General features: G+C 71.2%; 20 protein-coding genes. 6 read left to right on the plus strand and 14 right to left on the minus strand.

What is annotated here, in order from left to right:
- The first annotated feature begins 147 nt into the window (after positions 1–147).
- The gene (locus EDD93_RS20220; protein WP_123526479.1) at positions 148–582 is read left to right on the plus strand and encodes a VOC family protein; all 435 of its coding nucleotides are present in this window, start codon (positions 148–150) and stop codon (positions 580–582) included.
- A gap of 451 nt (positions 583–1,033) precedes the next feature.
- Complete coding sequence (locus tag EDD93_RS20225; protein ID WP_123526480.1) at positions 1,034–1,423, plus strand: SRPBCC domain-containing protein; 390 nt, start codon at positions 1,034–1,036, stop codon at positions 1,421–1,423.
- 292 nt (positions 1,424–1,715) lie between these two features.
- Here the strand turns inward: EDD93_RS20225 and glnA are convergent, their stop codons facing one another.
- Positions 1,716–3,125, minus strand: coding sequence for a type I glutamate--ammonia ligase (gene glnA / locus EDD93_RS20230; RefSeq protein WP_123526481.1), 1,410 nt, complete (start codon positions 3,123–3,125; stop codon positions 1,716–1,718).
- A 287-nt stretch (positions 3,126–3,412) separates the two neighbouring features.
- On the opposite strand from glnA, the gene EDD93_RS20235 reads away from it, so the two are divergent.
- Entirely contained in the window at positions 3,413–3,880 is a 468-nt protein-coding gene (locus tag EDD93_RS20235; protein WP_123526482.1) for an RDD family protein, read from the plus strand.
- 100 nt (positions 3,881–3,980) lie between these two features.
- Here the strand turns inward: EDD93_RS20235 and EDD93_RS20240 are convergent, their stop codons facing one another.
- The 4 genes from EDD93_RS20240 to lipB all read right to left on the minus strand — a co-directional run bounded on the left by EDD93_RS20240 (position 3,981) and on the right by lipB (position 7,129).
- Complete coding sequence (locus tag EDD93_RS20240) at positions 3,981–4,691, minus strand: DUF4191 domain-containing protein (RefSeq protein ID WP_123526483.1); 711 nt, start codon at positions 4,689–4,691, stop codon at positions 3,981–3,983.
- A 19-nt stretch (positions 4,692–4,710) separates the two neighbouring features.
- Positions 4,711–4,911 (minus strand): hypothetical protein, encoded by a 201-nt coding sequence (locus EDD93_RS20245; protein ID WP_123526484.1) that lies wholly within the window; start codon positions 4,909–4,911, stop codon positions 4,711–4,713.
- Between the two features lie 310 nt (positions 4,912–5,221).
- Entirely contained in the window at positions 5,222–6,184 is a 963-nt protein-coding gene (gene lipA, locus EDD93_RS20250; protein ID WP_123526485.1) for a lipoyl synthase, read from the minus strand.
- Between the two features lie 132 nt (positions 6,185–6,316).
- Positions 6,317–7,129 carry a lipoyl(octanoyl) transferase LipB gene (lipB, locus tag EDD93_RS20255; RefSeq protein WP_123526486.1) on the minus strand — a complete coding sequence of 271 codons (813 nt, stop codon included), beginning with the start codon at positions 7,127–7,129 and terminating at the stop codon, positions 6,317–6,319.
- Positions 7,130–7,395: 266 nt separating this feature from the next.
- Here lipB and EDD93_RS20260 point away from each other — a divergent pair, with 266 nt between their 5' ends.
- The gene (locus EDD93_RS20260) at positions 7,396–9,006 is read left to right on the plus strand and encodes a regulator (RefSeq protein WP_123526487.1); all 1,611 of its coding nucleotides are present in this window, start codon (positions 7,396–7,398) and stop codon (positions 9,004–9,006) included.
- A 14-nt stretch (positions 9,007–9,020) separates the two neighbouring features.
- Here EDD93_RS20260 and EDD93_RS20265 read toward each other — a convergent pair whose 3' ends face one another.
- Together EDD93_RS20265 and EDD93_RS20270 are read right to left on the minus strand one after the other, a co-directional pair.
- Positions 9,021–10,370, minus strand: a complete 1,350-nt coding sequence (locus tag EDD93_RS20265; protein WP_123526488.1) for an NAD(P)/FAD-dependent oxidoreductase — start codon at positions 10,368–10,370, stop codon at positions 9,021–9,023.
- A 261-nt stretch (positions 10,371–10,631) separates the two neighbouring features.
- Positions 10,632–11,531 (minus strand): TIGR01777 family oxidoreductase, encoded by a 900-nt coding sequence (locus EDD93_RS20270; RefSeq protein ID WP_123526489.1) that lies wholly within the window; start codon positions 11,529–11,531, stop codon positions 10,632–10,634.
- Positions 11,532–11,584: 53 nt separating this feature from the next.
- Here EDD93_RS20270 and EDD93_RS20275 point away from each other — a divergent pair, with 53 nt between their 5' ends.
- The gene (locus EDD93_RS20275; protein ID WP_123526490.1) at positions 11,585–12,112 is read left to right on the plus strand and encodes a GNAT family N-acetyltransferase; all 528 of its coding nucleotides are present in this window, start codon (positions 11,585–11,587) and stop codon (positions 12,110–12,112) included.
- An 18-nt stretch (positions 12,113–12,130) separates the two neighbouring features.
- Here EDD93_RS20275 and EDD93_RS20280 read toward each other — a convergent pair whose 3' ends face one another.
- Positions 12,131–12,760, minus strand: a complete 630-nt coding sequence (locus tag EDD93_RS20280) for a TetR/AcrR family transcriptional regulator (protein ID WP_260255798.1) — start codon at positions 12,758–12,760, stop codon at positions 12,131–12,133.
- A gap of 139 nt (positions 12,761–12,899) precedes the next feature.
- Between EDD93_RS20280 and EDD93_RS20285 the strand changes: the two genes are divergently transcribed.
- Positions 12,900–13,670 carry an SDR family NAD(P)-dependent oxidoreductase gene (locus EDD93_RS20285; protein WP_123526492.1) on the plus strand — a complete coding sequence of 257 codons (771 nt, stop codon included), beginning with the start codon at positions 12,900–12,902 and terminating at the stop codon, positions 13,668–13,670.
- A gap of 42 nt (positions 13,671–13,712) precedes the next feature.
- On the opposite strand, the gene EDD93_RS20290 is transcribed toward EDD93_RS20285, so the two are convergent.
- The 6 genes from EDD93_RS20290 to lpdA all read right to left on the minus strand — a co-directional run bounded on the left by EDD93_RS20290 (position 13,713) and on the right by lpdA (position 22,855).
- Positions 13,713–14,234, minus strand: coding sequence for a DUF4240 domain-containing protein (locus EDD93_RS20290; protein WP_123526493.1), 522 nt, complete (start codon positions 14,232–14,234; stop codon positions 13,713–13,715).
- Positions 14,235–14,520: 286 nt separating this feature from the next.
- The gene (locus tag EDD93_RS20300) at positions 14,521–15,501 is read right to left on the minus strand and encodes a YafY family protein (protein ID WP_123526494.1); all 981 of its coding nucleotides are present in this window, start codon (positions 15,499–15,501) and stop codon (positions 14,521–14,523) included.
- A 357-nt stretch (positions 15,502–15,858) separates the two neighbouring features.
- The gene (aceE, locus tag EDD93_RS20305; RefSeq protein ID WP_123526495.1) at positions 15,859–18,528 is read right to left on the minus strand and encodes a pyruvate dehydrogenase (acetyl-transferring), homodimeric type; all 2,670 of its coding nucleotides are present in this window, start codon (positions 18,526–18,528) and stop codon (positions 15,859–15,861) included.
- Between the two features lie 283 nt (positions 18,529–18,811).
- Positions 18,812–19,435, minus strand: coding sequence for a GntR family transcriptional regulator (locus EDD93_RS20310; RefSeq protein WP_123526496.1), 624 nt, complete (start codon positions 19,433–19,435; stop codon positions 18,812–18,814).
- Between the two features lie 146 nt (positions 19,436–19,581).
- Entirely contained in the window at positions 19,582–21,405 is a 1,824-nt protein-coding gene (gene sucB / locus EDD93_RS20315) for a 2-oxoglutarate dehydrogenase, E2 component, dihydrolipoamide succinyltransferase (RefSeq protein ID WP_123526497.1), read from the minus strand.
- Between the two features lie 61 nt (positions 21,406–21,466).
- Positions 21,467–22,855, minus strand: a complete 1,389-nt coding sequence (gene lpdA / locus EDD93_RS20320) for a dihydrolipoyl dehydrogenase (RefSeq protein WP_123526498.1) — start codon at positions 22,853–22,855, stop codon at positions 21,467–21,469.
- Between the last annotated feature and the right edge of the window lie 273 nt (positions 22,856–23,128).

Genomic DNA, 23,128 nt, shown 5'->3' on the forward strand with positions numbered 1-23,128 from the left:
ATGGATGCGGCTGTGTGAGTGCCGCGCAGGTACACCATGCGAAAGTCGTGGAAGCGTGACTCTTTTGGCTCATGCCGGTTTTAGGTGCTGACGTCCGGACATCTTGCGGCCGGGCCGCATCTCCTGAGTTGATTTCTGGATTCGATTATGGCAATCAGTGTGCAAGTGACATTCGATGCCGAGAATCCCGCCAGGCAGGCGGAATTCTGGGCGCTCGCTCTCGACTACGTGGTGCAGCCACCGCCTCCGGGATGTGAATCGTGGGCGGAGTTCGCGCAGTCGATCGGGTTGCCGCAGGAACGCTGGGACTCCATGGCCGCAGCGGTCGATCCGGACGGGGCCGGCCCTCGGGTGCTGTTCCAGAAGGTGCCCGAGGGAAGGGCCGTGAAGAATCGGGTGCACATCGATGTGCAGCTGCGGGCCGGGGAGAGGCACACCCCGGACGCGGGCGTGACGAAGCTGACCGAGCACGTGTCGAAGCTGGTCGACGCCGGGGCGAAGGTGGTTCGCGAGGTCAGGGAGCCGACGGGAAACTGCACCGTGATGCAGGATCCCGAGGGCAACGAATTCTGCGTCGCCTAAGGACTGTCCCGTAATCCCTGGTGGATCAGCGCTCGGCGTCGGATGCGGTGCATCGCAAGGCGGAGGAGCGTCCGCATACTGGATGTATTCGGGCGTTTCGACAACGCAGCGAGGTGCCGTAGCTGTCGTCGAGCGCCCGCAAGGGATTACGGGACGGCCCTTGGAGGAGTGCCTGTGCCCTTCGCTCCCGCGCCTGGTGACTTCTTGTGGAGCCGCGCGGCTCAGGGCGGCGGGAGCTCCCCACTCGCCGATATCCCATCAGGAGGGGATCGGAGTGCATGGATCATGACTCCTTCCTTGATCCACCTTCTTTAATTCAACAAGGTTGGCCGAGAAGGCTCTTGTGTCTCCCCGGCAGTGACTTTCCGTTGCAGAATCATGCGCAACGCTTATAATCACTACATTGCCCAAAGCGGCCTGCGGCAGTGAGCCGCCCGGAAGGAGCATCGTCATGCCCAAAGGACTCACTCAAGATGCAGGTTGGCAGATCGGCGTCTCCGCGACACTGCCTTTCCCGCGCTCCGTCGTCTGGGATTTCATGGTGAGTCCTGAGGGCATCGAGCTCTGGCTGGGCGAAGGCGCGGAGCTTCCTCCCGCCCCCGCGAAGGGGGCGAAGTTCGAGACGGTCGACGGTGTGACCGGGGAGATTCGCAGCTACCGCCCAGGTGACCGCATCCGGGCCACCCGCGGCACGACGACGGTACAGCTGGCGGTCTCCAGCTCCGGTGACCGAAGCATCCTCCGTTTTCACCAGGAGCACCTGGCGAACGCGGAGGAGCGGGAGCAGCAACGCGCCCACTGGCAGAGTGTGATGGAGCGGGTGACGAAGGAGCTGAGCTGATCGGGCGGAGCAGGCGCCGGACAGCATCGAGGGCCGCTCCCCCAGCTGGGGGAGCGGCCCTCGCTTGGCGTTTCTGTCATCGAGTCAGTGAACCGGCCGGGCGGGCCGGCCCTCGGGGCGGGTTTTGAGAAATCCCGTCTGCGTGGCGGCGTCCGGCACTTCCTCAAGGTCTCGGCCTCGCTCGGGCAGGGGAGACCCCATCCCCGCCGCGTTGTCGGGATCGCACACAGCAGACGCCGTCACACCCGCCCTGCGGGTGTGACGGCGCTGCTTTCGGACTACGGCATTGGGCCTAGAGGTCGAAGTACAGCTCGAACTCGTGCGGGTGCGGGCGCAGTTGGATCGGGGCGATCTCGTTCGTGCGCTTGAAGTCGATCCACGTCTCGATCAGGTCGGGCGTGAAGACGCCGCCCGCGAGGAGGTACTCGTGGTCCGCCTCGAGGGCGTCGAGGACGGCCGGGAGGGACGTCGGGACCTGCTGGACGTTGGCGTGCTCCTCGGGAGCCAGCTCGTAGAGGTCCTTGTCGATCGGCTCCGGCGGCTCGATCTTGTTCTTCACGCCGTCCAGGCCGGCCATCAGGAGGGCCGAGAAGGCGAGGTACGGGTTGGACGACGGGTCCGGGGCGCGGAACTCGACGCGCTTGGCCTTCGGGTTGGAGCCCGTGATCGGGATGCGCATCGCGGCGGAGCGGTTGCGCTGCGAGTAGACCATGTTGACCGGGGCCTCGAAGCCGGGGACCAGGCGGTGGTAGGAGTTCACCGTCGGGTTGGTGAACGCCAGCAGCGACGGGGCGTGCTTCAGGATGCCGCCGATGTAGTAGCGCGCCATGTCCGAGAGGCCCGCGTAGCCCTGCTCGTCGTAGAACAGCGGGTCGCCGCCGGCCCACAGGGACTGGTGGACGTGCATGCCCGAGCCGTTGTCGCCGAAGATCGGCTTCGGCATGAAGGTCGCGGTCTTGCCGTTGCGCCAGGCGACGTTCTTCACGATGTACTTGAAGAGCATCAGGTCGTCGGCCGCGGCGAGCAGCGTGTTGAACTTGTAGTTGATCTCGGCCTGGCCGGCCGTGCCGACCTCGTGGTGCTGGCGCTCGACCTGGAGGCCGTTCTTGTCCAGCTCCAGGGAGATCTCGGCACGCAGGTCGGCGAAGTGGTCCACCGGCGGGGTCGGGAAGTAACCGCCCTTGTAGCGGACCTTGTAGCCTCGGTTGTTCTCCTCCGACCCGGTGTTCCAGGCGCCGGCCTCGGAGTCGATGTGGTAGAAGCTCTCGTTCGCCGACGTCTGGAAGCGGACGTTGTCGAAGACGTAGAACTCGGCCTCGGGGCCGAAGTACGCGGTGTCCGCGAGACCGGTGGAGGCCAGGTACGCCTCGGCCTTCTTGGCCACGTTCCGCGGGTCACGGCTGTACTGCTCGCCGGTGATCGGGTCGTGGATGAAGAAGTTGATGTTGACGGTCTTGTCGCGGCGGAAGGGGTCGACACGGGCGGTCGACAGGTCCGCGCGGAGCGCCATGTCGGACTCGTGGATGGCCTGGAAGCCGCGGATCGACGAGCCGTCGAAGGCGAGCTCCTCGGTCGGGTCGAAGACCGCCGCCGGGATGGTGAAGTGCTGCATCACACCGGGCAGGTCGCAGAACCGGACGTCGATGAACTTGACGTCTTCGTCGGCGATGTACTTCTTCACGTCGTCGGCGTTCTGGAACATCCAACTCCTCCTACTCCCGACCCGGGCGGGGCGGGGTTGCAGCTCGTTGTGCGGCCAGTGCGGTGGCACACGCTGGACCCGACCATAGGCAGACCGGATTTCTCAAGCATGACCCATTTGTTTCGCCGAAGTTAACCGGGCCGGGTGTGAGCAGCGCCTCGTGACCGTGCGGTGACTGGTTCCGGGCGGGTTCTGGGGAGGTTTCGTACGGGTTTCCCGGCGGCGCCGGAGAGCCGCTGTTCCACCCGCCCGGCAGTGGGCTCGGGGGCGCGCAGTACCGTGGTCGGGTGGACAACAGGCAAGCAATCGGATCGTGGCTCTCCGGGCCGCGTGCGGCCGCCGAGGACATGGGCGCCGACTTCGGGTACCGGGGCAAGCGGCTCGGGCTTCCCGAGCAGGGGCCGGGGGCCGTGGCGCCGCTCGGCCGCCGTTTCGGCGCGATCTTCATCGACTGGGCCCTGTGCATGCTGATCGCATACGGGCTGTTCGCTCGCGGTGACCAGCAGGCGGCCGGCAACTGGGCGGTGGGGATCTTCCTCGTACTGAGCCTGCTCACCGTCGGCACCATCGGCCGCACGCCCGGCAAGCGCGTCACGGGCATCAGGGTCGTCGCCGAGGGCGGCGGACGGCTGGGTCTCGGGCGGGTGCTGGTGCGCACGGTGCTGCTGTGCCTGGTGATCCCGGCCCTGGTCTGGGACCGCGACGGGCGGGGGCTGCACGACCGGGTGGCCCGCGCCGTCCAGGTCCGTGGCTGAGGCGGCAGACAACGCGGACGGCGCACGCGAAGAGGGCGGGTCACGAACTCCTGGTTCGTGACCCGCCCTCTTGAGCGTCGTATTCCGTCTCCGTGCGCCGTCAGCGCATCTTTCCGCCGCGCGGCATCCGCATGCCCTTCGGCATCGGGCCCTTCGGCAGCGGCATGTTGCTCATCAGGTCGCCCATCGCGCGCAGCCGGTCGTTGGCCGCGGTCACCTGCGGGCCGGTCAGGACGCGCGGCAGCTTCAGCATCTTGGTGCGCACCTTCTTCAGCGGCACCTGGCCCTCGCCGTTGCCGACGATGATGTCGTGCACGGGTACGTCGACCACGATGCGGGCCATCTTCTTCTTCTCGGCCGCGAGCAGGGACTTCACCCGGTTCGGGTTGCCCTCCGCCACCAGCACGATGCCCGCCTTGCCCACGGCGCGGTGTACGACGTCCTGGCTGCGGTTCATCGCGACCGCGGGGGTCGTGGACCACCCTCGGCCCACGCGGTCCAGGACGGCCGCCGCAGCGCCCGGCTGGCCCTCCATCTGCCCGAAGGCGGCCCGCTCGGCACGCCGTCCGAAGACGATCGCCATCGCGAGGAGGGCGAGCACGAAGCCCAGGATGCCCACGTAGATCGGGTGGTTGATCAAGAAACCGATCGCGAGGAGGACACCGAAGGTGACGATTCCCACACCCGCGACGACAAGACCGATCTTGGAGTCGGTCCGCCTGGTCATCTTGTAGGTCAGGGCGATCTGCTTGAGCCGCCCCGCGTTCTCGGCGCTGTCCGCGCCTTCAGTGGATTTTGCCTTCCTCGCCATGCAATGAAGTTTACGTGGCCTAAGAACGGTGCTCGGCCACGGCCTCCAGTACGGACTCGGACTCGACCCGGTCCTTTGCCCGGCGGCGGTCCTCCAGGACGGCCGTCCAGGCGTTGCGACGGGCCGTGGCCTGGCCGCTGCTCAGCAGCAGCGACTCGACGGCGCGGAGGGCATTGGTGACGGTCGGAATGGCTGTGGCGCGTACCGGCGCGGCCTGCATCGTGGAAGTCCCCTCGGAACGGATGCGCGGACTGAGCGGCGCTCAGTGGGCGGACTGTGTTGCGCGGACTGGATACGGAAGCTGCGTGGGCAGTGGCGGCTGAACCACTGCGCTGCGTGCATCCAGGGTCACTGCTCGGTGTTACCAGCGCATGACCGGTCGGTCAAACACCAATGAAACCTTGATAGCGGCGCCGCGCACGTCGGCGCGGCCCATCCGCGCCTCCGACCTGCGAGGAGCGGACGGGCCGCGTCGAATCAGCTGTTACTTCTCAGTAGCTTCTTGTGCCCGGTTTCACACGGGCCGTGGGCTACGCGGTGGGCACGGCGGCGGCGCCGCGCCGCTCCATCGCCTGCTGGAAGAGCCGGCCCGCGCGGTACGAGGAACGGACCAGCGGCCCGGACATCACACCGGAGTAGCCGATCGCGTCGGCCTCGTCCTTGAGTTCCACGAACTCGTGCGGCTTCACCCAGCGCTCGACCGGGTGGTGGCGCGGGGTCGGCCGCAGGTACTGGGTGATCGTGATGAGCTCGCAACCCGCGTCGTGCAGGTCCCGCAGGGCCTGGCTGACTTCCTCGCGGGTCTCGCCCATGCCGAGGATCAGGTTGGACTTGGTGATCAGACCGGCCTCGCGGGCCCGGGTGATGACCTCCAGGGAGCGCTCGTACCGGAAGCCGGGGCGGATCCGCTTGAAGATCCGCGGCACCGTCTCCACGTTGTGCCCCAGCACCTCGGGGCGCGAGGCGAAGACCTCGGCGAGCTGCGCGGGCTCGGCGTTGAAGTCGGGGATCAGCAGCTCCACCTTGGTGTGGCCGCCCTCCCGCTCCGCCGTCTGCGCGTGGATCTGGCGCACGGTCTCCGCGTACAGCCAGGAACCGCCGTCCTCCAGGTCGTCGCGGGCGACGCCGGTGATGGTGGCGTAGTTCAGGTCCATCGTGACGACGGACTCACCGACGCGACGGGGCTCGTCCCGGTCCAGCTCCTGGGGCTTGCCCGTGTCGATCTGGCAGAAGTCGCAGCGCCGGGTGCACTGGTCGCCGCCGATGAGGAAGGTGGCCTCGCGGTCCTCCCAGCATTCGAAGATGTTGGGGCAGCCCGCCTCCTGGCACACCGTGTGCAGACCCTCGCTCTTCACGAGCTTCTGCAACTGGTTGTACTCGGGGCCCATCTTCGCCCGCGTTTTGATCCACTCGGGCTTCCGCTCGATGGGGGTCTGGCTGTTCCGGACCTCAAGGCGCAGCATCTTGCGCCCGTCGGGTGCGACAGCGGACACTCCGGCACTCCCCTTTGCTTTCACTGCATTGGATTCTTCGGCGAACACCAGGGTACGCCCGTAGTTCGTACGGCTTTACGTCTGGCCAACCTGTGGCCGGCAGGGCCTATTCCCGGAGCGGTACTCCGAGCGTCATGCCGTGGCCACGGCATCGGCCGGGCGCTCGATGACGCGCGGAGCGAGCTCGGCGTTCTCCAGGACGTCCCGCAGGTGCCTCTCGACGACCGGGAGCACGTCCGTGATCGTGAGGTCGCGGCCCAGCTCGTAGGCCAGTGAGGTCACGCCCGCGTCCCGGATCCCGCACGGCACGATCCGGTCGAACGAGGTGTTGTCCGGGTTCACGTTGAGCGCGAAACCGTGCATCGTCACGCCCTTGGCGACCCGGATGCCGATCGCGGCCAGCTTGCGGTCCTCGCGGCGCTGGCCGGCGTTGGACGGGGCGTACTCGGGGCCGTTCAGCCGGGCGTCGAACTCCTCGTCCTGGAGCCTGGGGTCGAAGTCGAGCGAGAGGCCGCCGATCGCCGGGCGCTGCTCGACCGGGTCCCCGAGCACCCAGACGCCGCTGCGGCCCTCGACCCGGCTGGTCGCCACCCCGAACTCGGCGGCCGTACGGATCAGCGCCTCCTCCAGCCGGCGCACGTGCGCGACGACGTCGACCGGGCGCGGCAGCTTCTGGATCGGGTAGCCGACCAGCTGGCCCGGCCCGTGCCAGGTGATCTTGCCGCCGCGGTCGACGTCGATGACCGGTGTGCCGTCCAGGGGGCGCTCACTGTCGGCGGTGCGCCGGCCGGCCGTGTAGACGGGCGGGTGCTCCAGCAGCAGACAGGTATCGGGGACGGTGTCCTCGAACCGTGCCGCGTGCACCTCGCGCTGCTTCTGCCAGGCCTCCCGGTAGTCGACGGATTCCTCGCCGAATCCCAGACGGACGAACCGAAGCTCAGTCACGGCAGCAGCCTTTCTCCTTGCGGCGCCGGGGAGCCGGGGGGTGCCCCGTCGCCACGGCACCATGCACCGAATCGCGCCTCCCGCAACTGTACGACCGGCCGACCGGGAGCGGCCGGGCAGGTGGTTCGCGTCAGCTTCTCCGCAATCCTCACACGATCGGATGAATGTGAAGCGAAGGTGGCCGAGGTCGCCCCGGAGGCCGCTAAATTCGCGCCGTTCCATAAGGGCTGCCCGCCCGGCCCCGAAGGCAGGAGACCGTACAGCTGATGTCGGAACGACCTCCGCAGCGCACGCCCAACCGCCGACTCGCCTCGCTCATCACCGAAGCCGGATTCTCCAACGCCGGCCTCGCCCGCCGGGTGGACCAGCTCGGCCTCGAACACGGCCTGGACCTGCGGTACGACAAGACCTCCGTGACCCGCTGGCTGCGCGGACAGCAGCCGCGCGGGACCACCCCGGCCCTGATCGCGGAGGTCTTCACCCGGCGGCTCGGGCGCAGACTCTCCGCCCAGGATCTGGGCCTGGACGCCTGCGCACCCGTCTACGCGGGCCTGGAGTTCGCCGCGACGCCCGCCGAGGCGGTCGACATCGTCAGCGGGCTGTGGCGCAAGGACTCCGGCAGCCATGCGGAGCTGCGGAAGATCGCCTTCACCCCGGCAGGCCTGGTCGTCCCCAGCCGGGACTGGCTGATCGGCCGGGCGGACGAGTGGGTGGCGCGCGGCGGCTACGGCACAGGAGTGAACGGGCACCCCGGAGGCGCCGGGCTCGCCGGTGCCCTCGGCGCGGTCCCCGAGCAGGGCGGGCCCCCCGGCCCCGGCGGCCGCCCCGGTCCGCGGGGACCCCTCCCGCCCCGGCCGCCCGGCCCTCCGGCGGCCCACGGCCTGCCGGGCGCCCCCGTCCCGCCGCACGCGCCGGGCGGCGGCCCAGGCGCCCCGGGCGTCCCCCGGCAGCGGCAGACCGACCGGGGCTCGGGCCAGAAGGTCAGCAGCGGCGACGTCGCCGCGCTCAGGTCGGTCGCCGAGCTCTTCCGCACCCTGGACAACGCCTACGGCGGCGGCCACGCCCGCCAGGCCCTGGTGCGCTACCTGGAGCACGAGACGGAACCGATGCTGCGCGGCACCTACGGCGAGGCCACCGGCCGGCGGCTGTTCGCCGCCGCCGCCGATCTGACCCGACTCGCGGGCTGGACCTCGTACGACATCGCCGCGCACGGGCTCGCCCAGCGGTACTTCGTGCAGTCCTTACGGCTGGCCCAGGCCGCCGGGGACCGCGCCTACGGCAGCTACGTACTGATCACCATGAGCCGGCAGGCCGTCTACCTCGGGCACGGCCGGGAGGCGGTGCAGCTGGCGCGCGTCGCCCAGCAGGGCATCGGCTCGGCGGCACCGAACGCGGTACTGGCCCTGCTGCACGCGGTCGAGGCGCGCGGCCACGGGGTGCTCGGGGAGGCCAAGGCCTGCGTGGCGTCGCTGGCGCGGGCCGAGCGCGCGCTGGAGGTCTCCCGGCCCGGCGACGAAGTGCCGCACTGGGCGCGCTACTTCGACGAGGCCCAGCTCGCCGACGAGTTCGGGCACTGCCACCGGGACCTCCAGCAGTACCGGGCCGCCGCCCAGCACGCGGAGCGCTCGCTGCAGCTGCGGGCCCCCGCGTACGCCCGCAGCCGGCTGTTCTGCCGGGTGGTGCTGGCCTCCGCGCGGCTCGGGCTCGGAGAGCTCGACCAGGCCTGCCGGCTGGGCGCGGAGGCCGCCCAGCAGGCCGCCGAGATGCGATCGGTGCGCGCCACCGAGTACGTACGGGACTTCGAGCGCCGCCTCGAACCGTTCCGGGACGCCGCCCCGGTGCGCGGGTACCGGGAGCGGGTCGCCGCGCTCGGGTGAGCGCGTCCCGCTCCCTAGGCGGCCTCGGGCAGCGCGGCGGTGCTTCCGTGTCCGGGCCGTACACCCAGGTCGGCGAGGATCGCGTCGGCCGCCCGGCGGGCCGAGGACAGCGCGCCCTGGACCGTGCTCGTGTCGCGGTGGTCGCCGCACACGTACAGCCCCGCGAGCAGCCGGACCTGGCGGTGGGGGTCGTGCGGGGCCGCCATCGCGGGCACCGCCTCCGGGTCGTGGTGGACGGCGAGCAGCTCCCAGTCGTCGGTCGGCGTGCCGTACAGCACGGCGAGGTGGGCCAGGACCGCGCGGTCCAACTCGGGCGGCGGGGTGCCGAGCACCGTCGAGCTGACCAGCGTCCGGCCGTGCGGGGCGCGCGCCGGGTCGACCTCGCTCATCACCGCGGTGTGCGCGACCGGGCCCGAGCGGTCGGCGTCCAGCACCAGTGACGCACCGGTCGGCGGGGGAGCGGGGGCGGTGTGGTGAAGCACCGTCACCGGGTGGAAGGACGGCACCCGCAGACCGGGCAGCAGTTCGGCGGCGGCACCCGCGCCGGTGGCCAGCAGCAGTGAGCGGCAGCCCAGTTCGCCGTGCTCCTTGGTGCGCACCGAGGTGATGTCGGCGGCCGTGACGTGCACGCCCGTGCGCACCGTGCCGGGCGGCAGCGCCGCCGCCAGCAGCTCGGGCAGGGTGCCCGAACCCCCCGACGGTACGCAGAGCCTGCCGCCGGCGTAGTCGCGCAGCGCGAGATCGGCGCACCGGCTGGACGTGGTGAGCGCGGGGTCGCTGAGCAGCGCGGTGAGCAGCGGGCGCACGAAGCCGTTGAGCGTACGGGGGGACAGGCCGCGGCCGGACAGGGCCTCCAGCGCGGTCCGTTCGGGCCTGGCCAGCACGCGGGCCCGGGGGGTGGCGGCGAGCCGGGACAGCGCCGCGCCGAGCCTGGCCTGTTCGATCGCGCCGCCCATGGCCCCGGTGATGGCCCCGCCGAGCGGCGCCCTGGGGGTACTCGCGAGGGCGCGCGCCGCCTTGAGAGCGCCCCGGGCGTTGCGCGCGCCCCGGGTGCTCCGTATCTCGCCGGTGCGCTGGCGGCGGCCCTCGCTGTGGACGAGCACGCCGGGGGAGAAGTTCCGCAGGACGAGCTCGCCGAGCCCGGGTGTCGCGTACAGCTCCGGGTAGGAGGTGTTGAGGAGCGGGCCGATGAGGTCGAGCCGGAATCCGTCCACCTCCTCGGTCATCATCCGGCCGCCGACCCGGGGGCCGGCCTCCAGAACGCTGACGCTCACTCCCGCGCTGGTCAGCTGGTGAGCCGCTGCCAGGCCGGCGATCCCGGCCCCGATGATGACGACGTCCGCGTGGTGTGCCGTGCTGAGCACGTGCCCTCCCCGAGTCGGCGCGATTGGTGGGAGGGTTTTGCCCTCAACAGGCCACCGCAATGCGCGAGTTCGGCATGAGGCTAGAAGCGCGGCCGGTTATCGGCGCAGTCGCGCGCACCGGGGCACCGGTGCACGGGGTCGCACATTCGTCTGAATCGGTCTACGGGTGGGGTCCCTGGCGTCGCTGGGGCTCGCGGGGCCCGGGAACCGCGGCGGCCGGGGCGGCGGCGGGCCCGCCGCCGTGGTTCGCGCGGGGCCGGATCAGCGCAGTGCCGCCCGGATGGCGGCGTCGATCCCCGGGAAGGCGAACGAGAAGCCCGCGTCCAGCAGCCGCCCCGGCAGCACCCGCTGACTGCCCAGCACATCCCCGGCGAAGTCGCCCAGGGCGATCCGCAGCGCCGGCGCGGGCGCGGTGAAGAGCGTCGGCCGGCGCAGCACCCGGCCCATCGCCGCCGTCACCTCGGCGTTGGTGACGGGGTCGGGGCCGGTCAGGTTCACCGCCCCGGACAGCTCCGGGGTGTCGAGGATGTGCCGCATGGCCGCGATGTGGTCGTGCAGCGCGATGAAGCTCCAGTACTGCCGCCCGTTGCCCATCCGCCCGCCGAGTCCCGCCCGGAAGAGCGGGAACAGCCGCCCCCAGGCGCCGCCCTCGCGGGCGACGACCAGTCCGGTGCGGGCGTGCACGGTCCGTACCCCCGCCTCCTCGGCGGCGGCCGTGGCCTCTTCCCACTCCACGCACACCGACGGCAGGAACCCGTCCCCGGGCGGGGCGCTCTCGTCGACCGCCCGGTCGCCGGTGTCGCCGTAGAAGCCGATCGCGGAACCGGCCAGCAGCACCTTCGGCGGGGTGTCCAGCGAGGCGACGGCATCCGCGATCGCGGCGGTGCCGAGCACCCGGCTGTCCCGGATCTCCCGCTTGTACGCCTCGGTCCAGCGGTGGTCGCCCACCCCGGCCCCGGCGAGGTGGACGACCGCGTCGCAGCCCACCAGCCCGGCCACGTCGACGTAGCTGCGCTTCGGGTCCCACTCCACCTCGTCGCCCGACCGGGCCGGGTGCCGGACCAGCCGGACCACCTCGTGCCCGTCGGCCCGCAGGGAGCGCACCAGGGCCGCTCCGATGAGTCCGGTCGATCCGGTGACGGCGATACGGGAGTGCGGCATGGGGCCATCCTGCCGTACCCGAGGCCCGGAAGGGGCGTGGCACAGTGGCCCGCATGTCCGAGATCCACGCCCATCCGGCCCATTCCGTCCGCCCCTCGGCCGCCTCCGACGAGGCCGCCCTCAGCGAACTCGACCGCGCCACCTGGTCGACGCTGCATGCCGTGTCGCCCCGGCCGCAGCCCCCGTACGACCCGTTCTTCGACGACACCCACCGGCCGCCGGACTTCCTGGTGGCCGAGGTGCGGGACGCGGCCGGCGGGATACGGCTGGCCGGGTACACCAGGCTGGTCCCGCCGACCCCGCTGGCCTGCAACGCGCACGTACGCCAGATACAGGGCCTGGCCGTGGCCGACTGGGCCCGCGGCCGGGGGATCGCCAGGGCGCTGCTGCGGGCGGCGATGGCGGCGGCGCGCGAACAGGGCGCGAACCGGATGACCCTGCGGGTGCTCGGGCACAACACGCCCGCGCGTGCGCTGTACGAATCGGAGGGGTTCGCCGTCGAGGGAGTGCTGCCCGGTGAGTTCTACCTGGCCGGCCGCTACGTCGACGACGTGCTGATGGGACGCTCGCTCGCCCCCTGAGCCGGCCGGTGTGCCCGGTCAGCGGTTGAACAGCCGCATTCCGCCGGTGAGTTGGTGCAGGCAGCGCACCGCGAGGTCGGCGGGGGAGCCGGCCCCGGTCGCCGGGGCGTCCGTACCCGCCCACGTCTCCAGGGCCACCCGGACCGCGTCCGTGGCGGCGGCCGCGGCGAGCCGGACCTCCAGGGGGTCCGCCGCGTCGCCCGCCAGTCGGGTCAGCACCGGCAGCAGCCGCTCCTCCGAGTCCTGGTTGACCCGGTACCAGACGGCCCGCAGCGCCGGATCGTCCTGCGCCGCCCGCAGCAGCCCGCGCGTCTGGCCGAGCTGCTCCGCGGCGTACTCGTCGCCCGGACCGAGCGCGTCCGTCACCGCCCGCTCCAGGACCCCGGCGAGCGGGGCGCCCGGCTCCGCCGCTTCGAGCAGCGCCTGCCAGCGCTCGGCGCCGCCGGTGAGCAGCGGCCCCACCGCGTCCTGCTTCGAGCGGAAGTAGCGGTAGAAGGTGCGCAGCGCGACGCCCGCCCGGCGGGCGATGTCCTCGGCCGTGGTGCCGTCGGGCCCGCGCTCGGCGAAGAGCGCGGCGGCGGCCCGTGCGATGTCCAGCTGGGTCGCTGCCTTGCGGCGTTCGGTGAGTGACGGCTGCGGCGGGTTCATTCCCCGCAGTTTACCCCGGCCGGGCCCTCCCTGCATCGATTGGGTACACACAATGCCGTCGTGGCAAAACGTGCCACCTAGGCGTACGGTGGACAGGCAACTGACTGTCACCGGGGGATTCGAGATCGGGAGACCTCATATGAACCGCTACGAAGGCCGACGCGTACTCATCACCGGCGCGGGCTCCGGCATCGGGCAGGCCACCGTCCACCGCGTCCTCGCGGAGGGCGGCCTCGTCGTCGCCGCCGATGTCAGCGAGGCCGGGCTGCGGGCCACGTACGCCACGGCCGAGGCCGACGGCACCGCCGGCCGCCTCACCACCGCCGTCCTCGACATCTCGGACGAGACCGAGGTACGCACCGGTGTCGCCGCCGCGGTGGCCGCCCTCGGCGGGCTGGACGTGCTGGTCAACGCCGCGGGCATCCTGCGCTCGGAGCACACGCACAAGACCTCGCTGGAGTTCTTCAACAAGGTCATCGCGGTCAACCTCACCGGCACCTTCCTGATGATCCGGGAGGCGATACCCGCACTGCTGGCGGGCGACAGGCCGGCCGTCGTGAACTTCTCCTCGACGTCCGCGAGCTTCGCGCACCCCTACATGTCGGCCTACGCCGCGAGCAAGGGCGGCATCCAGTCGATGACCCACGCGCTGGCCGCCGAGTACAGCAAGCAGGGGCTGCGCTTCGCCGCCGTGGCGCCCGGCTCGATCTCCTCCGACATGACCAGTGGCAACGGCCCGGGACTCCCGGCCGACGCCGACATGTCCCTCTTCGTGAAGCTGGCCCCCGCGCTGGGCGAGGGCTTCGCCAGCCCGGACACCGTGGCGGGCGTCGTCGCGATGCTCGGTTCGCAGGACGGCGCGTTCATTACCGGTACGGAGATCCGCATCGACGGCGGCACCCACTACTGACCGGGACGGGGCAGGGGAGCGGGAGCGGTCGCGCGGCGGGGCTCAGACGCCGCCGAACCGCTCCTGCAGCAACGGGAAGCGCTCGGCCAGGGCCGCGTCGTCCTCCAGGCTGAACGCGGTGCCCTCCGGCTCGGCCGGCTGGGGCGGCAGCCCGAGGTCCGGCGCGACCACCCCGGTGAGCTGCTCGTACGCCTCGTCGGCGGCGTAGCCCAGCTCCTCCGCGTCCCCGTCCAGCTCCTCGTCGAAGTCGTCGAGTAGCTCGGCGAGGCTGTCCGGATCGTGCACGGCGCCCTCGAAGACCTCCCGGCCCTGGCCGATGAGCCAGCAGCGGAAGTAGTCGAAGGCGTCGTCGCTCGCCCCGCCGAGCAGTACGGCGGCGGCGCCCCACAGCTCCCAGCGGTAGGCGCGGTTGTAGCGGGCCTCGAAGTGCCGGGCGAAGTCCAGCACGGAATCGGGATCGAGCCGCACCAGCCGTTCGACCAGCAGGTCGGCGTGGTCCTCGGGGTCGCCGTCGGCGGCCTCGCGGGTGCTGTCGACGATCTCCCAGAATTCCGTCTCGTCCATCACGGGTCCAGCATCTGCCTTGGCGGCAGGCGACGCACGCGGAGACACCGAAATGAAGCCTTACGGTCTCCCCGAGAGGGTGAGGGCCGAGGCCTGTCCGCCGGACTGGCCCTGGGGCCTGTCTTCAAACTGCCGTCTGCCGGGCGGCGCCATGCACGCACTCTCGCCGCACCGGCCCCGGACCCCGGTACGTCCAGTACAGGGGCCCGGGGTCGGCATGCCGAGAGCATGCACCTGACGCCGCCCGGCCGCCCTTCGGGCGACGACGGCAGTTTGAAGACAGGCCCTAGCGGGGCCCCCGGTAGAGCGTGTGCAGCCGTTCGGCGGCGGCGGCGAACCGGGACCGCAGCTCGGCAGGGGCCAGGACCTCCAACTCCGGTCCCAGGGCGAGCAACTGGCCGTACGCCACGTCCAGGGACTCGACCGGCAGAGTGACCGTCACCCACCCGTCGGGCTCCGCCGGTCCTGCCGCCTCCAGGGCGTCCAGGGCGGCGACGCGGTCCACGGCGTTCGGCAGCCGGGCGGCGGCCGCCTCCGAGAGGCGCAGCGTCACCTCGGTACGCAGGATCGACCGGGCGAACTGCGCCGCGCGCTCGTCCCAGAACCCCGGCAGGTCGAAGCCCTCGTCCCGGACGAACCGGGTCTCCGACACGGTGACGGCCGTGAACCGGTCGATCCGGTAGACCCGGAAGTCGTCAGCCGCGCGGGCGCACAGGTACCAGATCCCGGCCTTGAGCACGAGTCCGTACGGCGACAGCTCCCGCTCCACCTCGGTCTCCCGGCCGGGCCTGCGGTAACGCGCCAGTACCGTCCGGTCGTCCCACACCGCCTCGGCGACGGCGGGCAGCAGCTCGGGGGTGGCCGGCTCCCGGTACCAGCCGGGCGCGTCCAGGTGGAAGCGCCGGGTGACCCCGGTGGAGGCGTCCCGCAGGGAGGGCAGCAGCGCGGCGGACACCTTCAGCCGCGCGGCCGACCCGGCGTCCGCCAGGCCCATCTCGCGCAGCGCGGAGGGCAGGCCGGAGAGGAAGAGCGCCTCGGCCTCGTCCCGGGCGAGGCCGGTGAGCCCGGTCCGGTAGCCGCCGACGAGCCGGTAGCCGCCGGCCCGCCCCCGCTCCGCGTAGACCGGGACCCCGGCCTCGGAGAGCGCCTGGGCGTCCCGGGTGACGGTCCGCTCCGACACGTCCAGCTCCCGGGCGAGCTCGGCGGCGGTCATGGCGGGGCGGGACTGCAGGAGCAGCACCATTCTGATGAGCCGGGCAGCACGCATGCGGCCATTGTGGCCGCGGTCGGGGGTGGGGGTGGGCGCGGGCCGGGGTGGTGGCCTCAATCGCCGGCCGGGCTTGAAGACGTCCTCAATCGCCGGACGGGCTTGAAGGTGGCCTCAATCGCCGGCCCGGCTTCAAGATGGCCTCAATCGCCGGCCGGGCTGGAGGTGCCTCGGCCGGGCTGGAGGTGCCTCGGCCGGGCTGGAGGTGCCTCGGCCTGGCTTGACGGTGCCTCGGGCTGGCAAATCAAGCCCGTCCGGCGATTGAGGACAAGGCCTGTGCCGGGCACACCAAGCCCGTCCGGCGATTGAGGACAGTGCCTCCCGCCGGACGGGCCTGAGTGCGCGAGGGGGCTGCTGTCAGAGCCCGTACCGCTCGCGGGCATCCTTGACCGCCGACGCCGGTACCTCGCCGCGGCGGGCCAGCTGGGCCAGTGCCGCGACGGTGACCGACTGCGCGTCCACGCCGAAGTGGCGACGGGCCGCCTCGCGGGTGTCGGAGAGGCCGAAACCGTCCGTACCGAGCGAGGACCAGTCCTGCTCCACCCACTGGCTGATCGAGTCCGGCACGGCGCGCATCCAGTCGCTGACCGCGAGGACCGGACCCGGTGCGCCTTCCAGCGCCTGGGTCACGTACGGCACCCGCTGCTCACCGCGGAGCAGCGCCTCGTCGCACTCCAGCGCGTCGCGGCGCAGCTCGCCCCACGAGGTGGCGGACCAGACGTCGGCCGTGACACCCCAGTCCGAGGCCAGCAGCTCCTGGGCCTCCAGGGCCCAGTGGATCGCCGTACCGGAGGCCATCAGCTGAAGGCGCGGCGCGTCCGCCTTCGCGGGCGTGCCCTCCTTGAACCGGTAGAGGCCCTTGACGATGCCCTCCTCGACGCCTTCCGGCATCGCGGGCTGCGGCTTCGGCTCGTTGTAGACCGTCAGGTAGTAGAAGACGTTCTCGGCCTCGGGGCCGTACATCCGGCGCAGACCGTCCTGGACGATCACCGCGATCTCGTACGCGAACGCCGGGTCGTAGTTGAGCGACGCCGGGTTCGTGGACGCGATCAGGTGCGAGTGGCCGTCCGCGTGCTGGAGGCCCTCACCCGTCAGGGTCGTACGGCCCGCCGTGGCACCGACCACGAAACCTCGGCCGAGCTGGTCGCCCAGCTGCCAGAACTGGTCGCCCGTGCGCTGCCAGCCGAACATCGAGTAGAAGATGTAGAACGGGATCATCGGCTCGCCGTGCGTCGCGTACGACGTGGAGGCGGCGATGAAGTCGGCCATGGCGCCGGCCTCGGTGATGCCCTCGTTGAGGACCTGGCCGTCCTTGGCTTCCTTGTAGTACATCAGCTGGTCGCGGTCGACCGGGTCGTACGTCTGGCCCAGCGGCGAGTAGATGCCGGCCGACGGGAACAGCGCCTCCATACCGAAGGTGCGGGCCTCGTCGGGGACGATCGGAACCCAGCGCTTGCCGGTCTCCTTGTCCCGCATCAGGTCCTTGGCGAGCCGGACGAAGGCCATCGTGGTGGCCAGCTCCTGCTTGCCGGAACCCTTCTTCAGCGCGGCGAACGCGCGCTCCTCGGGCTGCGGCAGTGCCACCGCGTGCACCCGGCGGGCCGGGGCGGGACCGCCGAGGGCGGCCCGGCGCTCCTGGAGGTAGCGGACCTCGGGGGAGTCGGCGCCCGGGTGGCCGTAGGGCACCAGGCCCTCGTCCAGCTTGGAGTCCGGGATCGGCAGCTCCAGCAGATCGCGCATCGCGCGGAACTGCTTGCCGTCGAGCTTCTTCATCTGGTGGTTGGCGTTGCGCGACTCGAAGCCGGGGCCGAGCGTGTAGCCCTTCACCGTCTGCGCCAGGATCACGGTCGGAGCACCCTTGTGCTCGACCGCGGCCTTGTACGCCGCGTACACCTTGCGGGCCTCGTGGCCGCCGCGCGAGGTGTGGAAACACTCGGCGATCTTCGCGTCCGTGAGCAGCTTCGCCAGCTCGGCGAGCGCGGGCTCGGCACCGAAGAAGTGCTCGCGGATGTAGGCGACGTCACGGGTGGCGTACGTCTGGAACTGCGCGTCCGGGACCTCCCGGAGCCGGCGCACCAGCGCACCCGTGGTGTCGAGCTGGAACAGCTCGTCCCAGGCGTTGCCCCAGAGCGTCTTGACGACGTTCCAGCCGGCGCCCCGGAACGCGCCCTCCAGCTCCTGGACCACGCGGAAGTTGGCGCGGACCGGACCGTCGAGGCGCTGCAGGTTGCAGTTGATGACGAAGGTCAGGTTGTCGAGCTGCTCACGGGCCGCGAGGGCGAGGGCGGCGGTCGACTCGGGCTCGTCCATCTCGCCGTCACCCAGGAAGGCCCAGACGTGCGAGTTCGACGTGTCCTTGATGTTGCGGTTGCTCAGGTAGCGGTTGAAGCGCGCCTGGTAGACGGCCGAGAGCGGGCCGAGGCCCATCGACACGGTGGGGAACTCCCACAGCCAGGGCAGCCGCCGCGGGTGCGGGTAGGAGGGCAGACCCTCGCCGCCCGCCTCCTGGCGGAAGTTGTCGAGCTGCTGCTCGCTGAGCCGGCCGTCCAGGAAGGCGCGGGCGTATATGCCGGGGGAGGCGTGGCCCTGGATGTAGAGCTGGTCGCCGGAGCCGTCCCCCTCCTTGCCCCGGAAGAAGTGGTTGAAGCCGGTCTCGTACAGCCAGGCTGCCGAGGCGAAGGTGGCGATGTGGCCGCCGACGCCGAACCGGGAGCCACGGGTGACCATCGCGGCCGCGTTCCAGCGGTTCCACGCGGTGATCTTCGACTCCATCTCCAGGTCACCGTCGAAGGCGGGCTCCGCGGCGGTCGGGATGGAGTTGACGTAATCGGTCTCCAGCAGTTTGGGCAGCGCGAGACCGGCGCCCTCGGCATGCTGGAGCGAGCGGCGCATCAGGTATGCGGCGCGGTGCGGGCCTGCGGCCTTGGTGACGGCATCCAGGGAGGCCGCCCATTCGGCGGTCTCCTCGGGGTCGCGGTCCGGGAGCTGGTCGAGCTCGCTCGGAAGCTTTCCAACGGGGTCGGTCATGTTCGCCGCCTTCCGGTGAGGAGGGGGGTGGAGAAAGTCCCTGACTGGCAGGACAGGGCGATGGGGCCGGTGGGCCCGCGAAGTGAACTGTAAGTCGCCGATCGATGATCGATCAAAGGATGAAAGGCAAAACTTCTCGATATGAAGAAAGTGGCATGCGGTGCCGCGAATCGGGGCACGGAGTGACGGGATCTAACGCCTAAAAGGGGCGCCCGACTGCGCATGAGAGCGCCACTCGCGTCACATGCGCAACGCCTCCGGTGCTTCGGGCTCCGATGTCGCTTCAGGCGCGCGGTGCGCAGCCGAGCACATGCGCCTTGACCAGCACGCCGATGTCCGGGTCGTTGCGCAGGAACGCCTCGATGAGCGCCTCGTGCTCCTCGGCGTAGGACTTCTGCACCGTGCCGAGCCAGCGGATCGACAGGGCGGTGAACACCTCGATGCCCAGCCCCTCCCAGGTGTGCAGCAGCACGGCGTTGCCGGCCGCCCGGACCAGCTCGCGGTGGAAGCCGACCGTGTGGCGCACCTGCGCCTCCCCGTCGGCCAGCCGGTCGGCCTCGTACAGGGCCGTGACGTGCGGGGCGAGCCGTGAGCAGTCCACGCCGAGGCCGGGCGCCGCGAGCTCCGCGGCGATCTGCTCCAGGCCGGCCCGGACCGGGTAGCTCTCCTCCAGATCGGCCGCCGTGAGGTTGCGGACCCGCACGCCCTTGTTGGGCGCCGACTCGATCAGCCGGAGCGTCTCCAGCTCCCGCAGCGCCTCGCGCACGGGTGTCTGGCTGACCTCCAGCTCGGTGGCGATGCGACGCTCCACGATCCGCTCGCCCGGCTTCCAGCGCCCGCTGACGATCCCGTCCACGATGTGCTCGCGGATCTGTTCGCGCAGCGAGTGGACGACGGGCGGGGTCATGTGGGGCTCCTTCGGGCAAACCGGTGCTGCCTGCACCAACTCGGCTGCCGGAGCGGCCGGTGGTGTCTAGACAATACGGCGGCGCCCCCGCCCGGGAGTGTTCCGGACGGGGGCGCCGCTGGTGAGGCTGGTTACAACCGTGGTGCTCAGAGGCCGAGCTCGACCTCGAACTCACCGGCCTCCAGGATCGCCTTGACCGAGGTCAGGTAGCGGGCGGCGTCCGCGCCGTCCACCAGACGGTGGTCGTAGGAGAGCGAGAGGTACGTCATGTCGCGGACACCGATCACGGTGCCCTCCTCGGTCTCGATGACCGCGGGACGCTTGACGGTGGCGCCGATGCCCAGGATGGCTGCCTGGTTCGGCGGCACGATGACGGTGTCGAACAGCGCACCGCGCGAACCGGTGTTGCTGATGGTGAAGGTGGCACCGGACATGTCGTCCGGCGTCAGGCCGCCACCGCGGGCCTTGCCGGCCAGCTCGGCGGTCTTCTTCGAGATACCGGCGATGTTGAGGTCGCCCGCACCCTTGATGACCGGGGTCATCAGACCCTTCTCGGCGTCCACGGCGATGCCGATGTTCTCCGAGTCGAAGTACGTGATCGTGCCTTCGTCCTCGTTGATCCGGGCGTTGACGACCGGGTGGGCCTTCAGCGCCTGGGCGGCGGCCTTGACGTAGAACGGCATCGGGGAGAGCTTGACGCCCTCGCGGGCCGCGAAGCCGTCCTTCGCCTTGTTGCGCAGCTTCATCAGCTTGGTGACGTCGACCTCGACGACCGAGGTCAGCTGGGCCTGCGAGTGCAGCGCCTTCATCATGTTCTCGCCGATGACCTTGCGCATGCGGGTCATCTTGACCGTCTGACCGCGCAGCGGGGACGCCTCGAGCTTCGGCGCCTTGGACGCTGCCGGGGCAGCGGCGGCCGGAGCCGGAGCGGCGGCGGCCTTGGCGGCCTCCGCGGCGGCGACGACGTCCTGCTTGCGGATACGGCCACCGACGCCGGTGCCCTTGACCGCGCCCAGGTCGACGCCGTTCTCGGCGGCGAGCTTGCGGACCAGCGGCGTGACGTACGCGCCGTCGTCACCGGAGGTCGCGGCCGGAGCGGCCGGAGCCGCCGGGGTGACCGGAGCCGGAGCCGGAGCCGGAGCAGCGGCGGCGGGCGCCGGAGCGGCCGGAGCCGGAGCTGCGGCGGGTGCCGCAGGAGCCGCCGGGGCCGGAGCCGGGGCGGCCGGAGCCGGGGCGGCCGGAGCCGGGGCTGCTGCGGGTGCCGGGGCGGGAGCTGCCGGGGCAGCCGGGGCGGCGGGCTCCGGGGCAGCTGCGGCCGGAGCCGGAGCAGCGGCCGGAGCGGCGCCGGGGGCACCGATGACGGCGAGCTTGGCGCCGACCTCGGCGGTCTCGTCCTCGGCGACGACGATCTCCAGCAGCACACCGGAAACCGGGGCCGGGATCTCGGTGTCGACCTTGTCCGTGGAGACCTCGAGGAGGGGCTCGTCCTCCGTGACCTCCTCGCCGACCTCCTTCAGCCAGCGGGTGACGGTGCCCTCGGTGACGCTCTCGCCGAGCGCCGGAAGGGTGACGTCGGTGCCGGAGGCACCACCGGCGGGGGCGGCGGCCGGAGCCTCGGCTGCGGGGGCCGGAGCCTCGGCAGGGGCCTCGGCAGGGGCCTCGGCGGCCGGTGCCGGGGCCGGGGCGGCCTCGGGCTCGGCGGCCGGAGCAGCCTCGGCGGCCGGCGCGCCGGTGCCGTCGTCGATGATGGCCAGCTCGGCGCCGACCTCGACGGTCTCGTCCTCGGCGACCTTGATGGAAGCCAGGATGCCGGCGGCGGGAGCCGGGATCTCGGTGTCGACCTTGTCGGTCGATACCTCGAGCAACGGCTCGTCGGCCTCGACGCGCTCGCCCTCGGCCTTCAGCCAACGGGTGACAGTGCCCTCGGTGACGCTCTCGCCGAGCGCCGGAAGGGTTACGGAAACCGACATGGTTTCAGTTGCTCCTTACGAAAATGCGGAAGTGGTCGGTCGTCGCGCCCGTTCGACTGGATCAGTCGTGGGAGTGCAGGGGCTTGCCGGCGAGGGCCAGGTGGGCCTCGCCCATCGCCTCGTTCTGCGTGGGGTGCGCGTGGATGAGCTGCGCGACCTCGGCCGGCAGCGCCTCCCAGTTGTAGATCAGCTGGGCTTCGCCGACCTGCTCGCCCATACGGTCACCGACCATGTGGACGCCGACCACGGCACCGTCCTTGACCTGGACGAGCTTGATCTCGCCCGCGGTCTTGAGGATCTTGCTCTTGCCGTTGCCCGCGAGGTTGTACTTGAGGGCGACGACCTTGTCCGCTCCGTAGAGCTCCTTGGCCTTGGCCTCGGTGATGCCGACGGAGGCGACCTCGGGGTGGCAGTACGTCACCTTCGGGACACCGTCGTAGTCGATCGGGACGGTCTTCAGACCGGCCAGCCGCTCCGCGACGAGGATGCCCTCGGCGAAGCCGACGTGCGCGAGCTGGAGCGTCGGGGCGAGGTCGCCCACGGCGGAGATGGTCTCGACGTTCGTCCGCATGTACTCGTCGACGAGGACGTAGCCGCGGTCCATCGCGACACCGGCCTCCTCGTACCCGAGGCCCTGCGAGACGGGGCCGCGGCCGATGGCGACCAGCAGCACCTCGGCGTCGAAGGTCTTGCCGTCGGCGAGGGTCACCCGGACGCCGTCCTGGGTGTACTCGACACCCTGGAAGAACGTGCCCAGGTTGAACTTGATGCCGCGCTTGCGGAACGCGCGCTCAAGAAGCTTCGAGCTGTTCTCGTCCTCGACCGGGACCAGGTGCTTCAGGCCCTCGACGATGGTGACGTCGGTGCCGAAGGACTTCCACGCCGAGGCGAACTCGACGCCGATGACGCCGCCGCCCAGCACGATCGCGGACTTCGGGACCCGGTCCAGCTTCAGTGCGTGGTCCGAGGAGATGACGCGGTTGCCGTCGATCTCCAGGCCCGGGAGCGACTTCGGCACGGAGCCGGTCGCCAGGAGCACGTGGCGGCCCTGGATGCGCTGGCCGTTCACGTCCACCGAGGTGGGGGAGGAGAGCCGTCCCTCACCCTCGATGTAGTGCACCTTGCGGGAGGCGATGAGACCCTGCAGACCCTTGTACAGGCCCGAGATCACGTCGTCCTTGTACTTGTGGACGGCCTCCATGTCGATGCCCTCGAAGGTGGCCTTGACACCGAACTGGTCGGCCTCGCGCGCCTGGTCCGCGATCTCACCGGCGTGCAGCAGGGCCTTCGTGGGGATACAGCCGTTGTGCAGGCAGGTGCCGCCGACCTTGCCCTTCTCGATCAGAGCGACGTCCAGGCCCAGCTGCGCTCCGCGCAGGGCCGCGGCGTAACCGCCGCTGCCACCGCCGAGGATCACTAGGTCGAAAACGGTGCTGGCGTCGTTCGCCACGTCACGTCCTCCATGCATGTGCGCCGTACGCCGGGCCCCTTCATCGGGGTGTGACCGGCCGGTCGGCTGGTGTGCGGCCGCTTTTGTCATTCGGCCCTGTGGTGGGGGCCCTGTCCTGCCGAGAACCCATCTTCGCACTTGTTGACGGTGGGCGGGACGCGGGGCCCGGGTCTGGGACGGACGATCGTCCGTCCCAGCGGGTCACCGCTGCGTGGGAGGGGCTGATTTCGTCGAGTTTCGTCGAGAGCGAAACCCGCCCGGACCCGGCCGCGG

Source organism: Streptomyces sp. 840.1 (assembly GCF_003751445.1).
In the GTDB taxonomy this organism is placed as follows: domain Bacteria; phylum Actinomycetota; class Actinomycetes; order Streptomycetales; family Streptomycetaceae; genus Streptomyces.

Excerpts from the sequence above, each read along its gene's own strand:
- EDD93_RS20220 (WP_123526479.1), top strand. The coding sequence starts at position 148 with ATGGCAATCAGTGTGCAAGTGACATTCGATGCCGAGAATCCCGCCAGG.
- EDD93_RS20225 (WP_123526480.1), top strand. The coding sequence starts at position 1,034 with ATGCCCAAAGGACTCACTCAAGATGCAGGTTGGCAGATCGGCGTCTCC.
- glnA (WP_123526481.1), bottom strand. The coding sequence starts at position 3,125 with ATGTTCCAGAACGCCGACGACGTGAAGAAGTACATCGCCGACGAAGAC.
- EDD93_RS20240 (WP_123526483.1), bottom strand. The coding sequence starts at position 4,691 with ATGGCGAGGAAGGCAAAATCCACTGAAGGCGCGGACAGCGCCGAGAAC.
- EDD93_RS20245 (WP_123526484.1), bottom strand. The coding sequence starts at position 4,911 with ATGCAGGCCGCGCCGGTACGCGCCACAGCCATTCCGACCGTCACCAAT.
- EDD93_RS20260 (WP_123526487.1), top strand. The coding sequence starts at position 7,396 with ATGTCGGAACGACCTCCGCAGCGCACGCCCAACCGCCGACTCGCCTCG.
- EDD93_RS20270 (WP_123526489.1), bottom strand. The coding sequence starts at position 11,531 with ATGCCGCACTCCCGTATCGCCGTCACCGGATCGACCGGACTCATCGGA.
- EDD93_RS20275 (WP_123526490.1), top strand. The coding sequence starts at position 11,585 with ATGTCCGAGATCCACGCCCATCCGGCCCATTCCGTCCGCCCCTCGGCC.
- EDD93_RS20280 (WP_260255798.1), bottom strand. The coding sequence starts at position 12,760 with ATGAACCCGCCGCAGCCGTCACTCACCGAACGCCGCAAGGCAGCGACC.
- EDD93_RS20285 (WP_123526492.1), top strand. The coding sequence starts at position 12,900 with ATGAACCGCTACGAAGGCCGACGCGTACTCATCACCGGCGCGGGCTCC.
- EDD93_RS20290 (WP_123526493.1), bottom strand. The coding sequence starts at position 14,234 with ATGGACGAGACGGAATTCTGGGAGATCGTCGACAGCACCCGCGAGGCC.
- EDD93_RS20300 (WP_123526494.1), bottom strand. The coding sequence starts at position 15,501 with ATGCGTGCTGCCCGGCTCATCAGAATGGTGCTGCTCCTGCAGTCCCGC.
- aceE (WP_123526495.1), bottom strand. The coding sequence starts at position 18,528 with ATGACCGACCCCGTTGGAAAGCTTCCGAGCGAGCTCGACCAGCTCCCG.
- EDD93_RS20310 (WP_123526496.1), bottom strand. The coding sequence starts at position 19,435 with ATGACCCCGCCCGTCGTCCACTCGCTGCGCGAACAGATCCGCGAGCAC.
- sucB (WP_123526497.1), bottom strand. The coding sequence starts at position 21,405 with ATGTCGGTTTCCGTAACCCTTCCGGCGCTCGGCGAGAGCGTCACCGAG.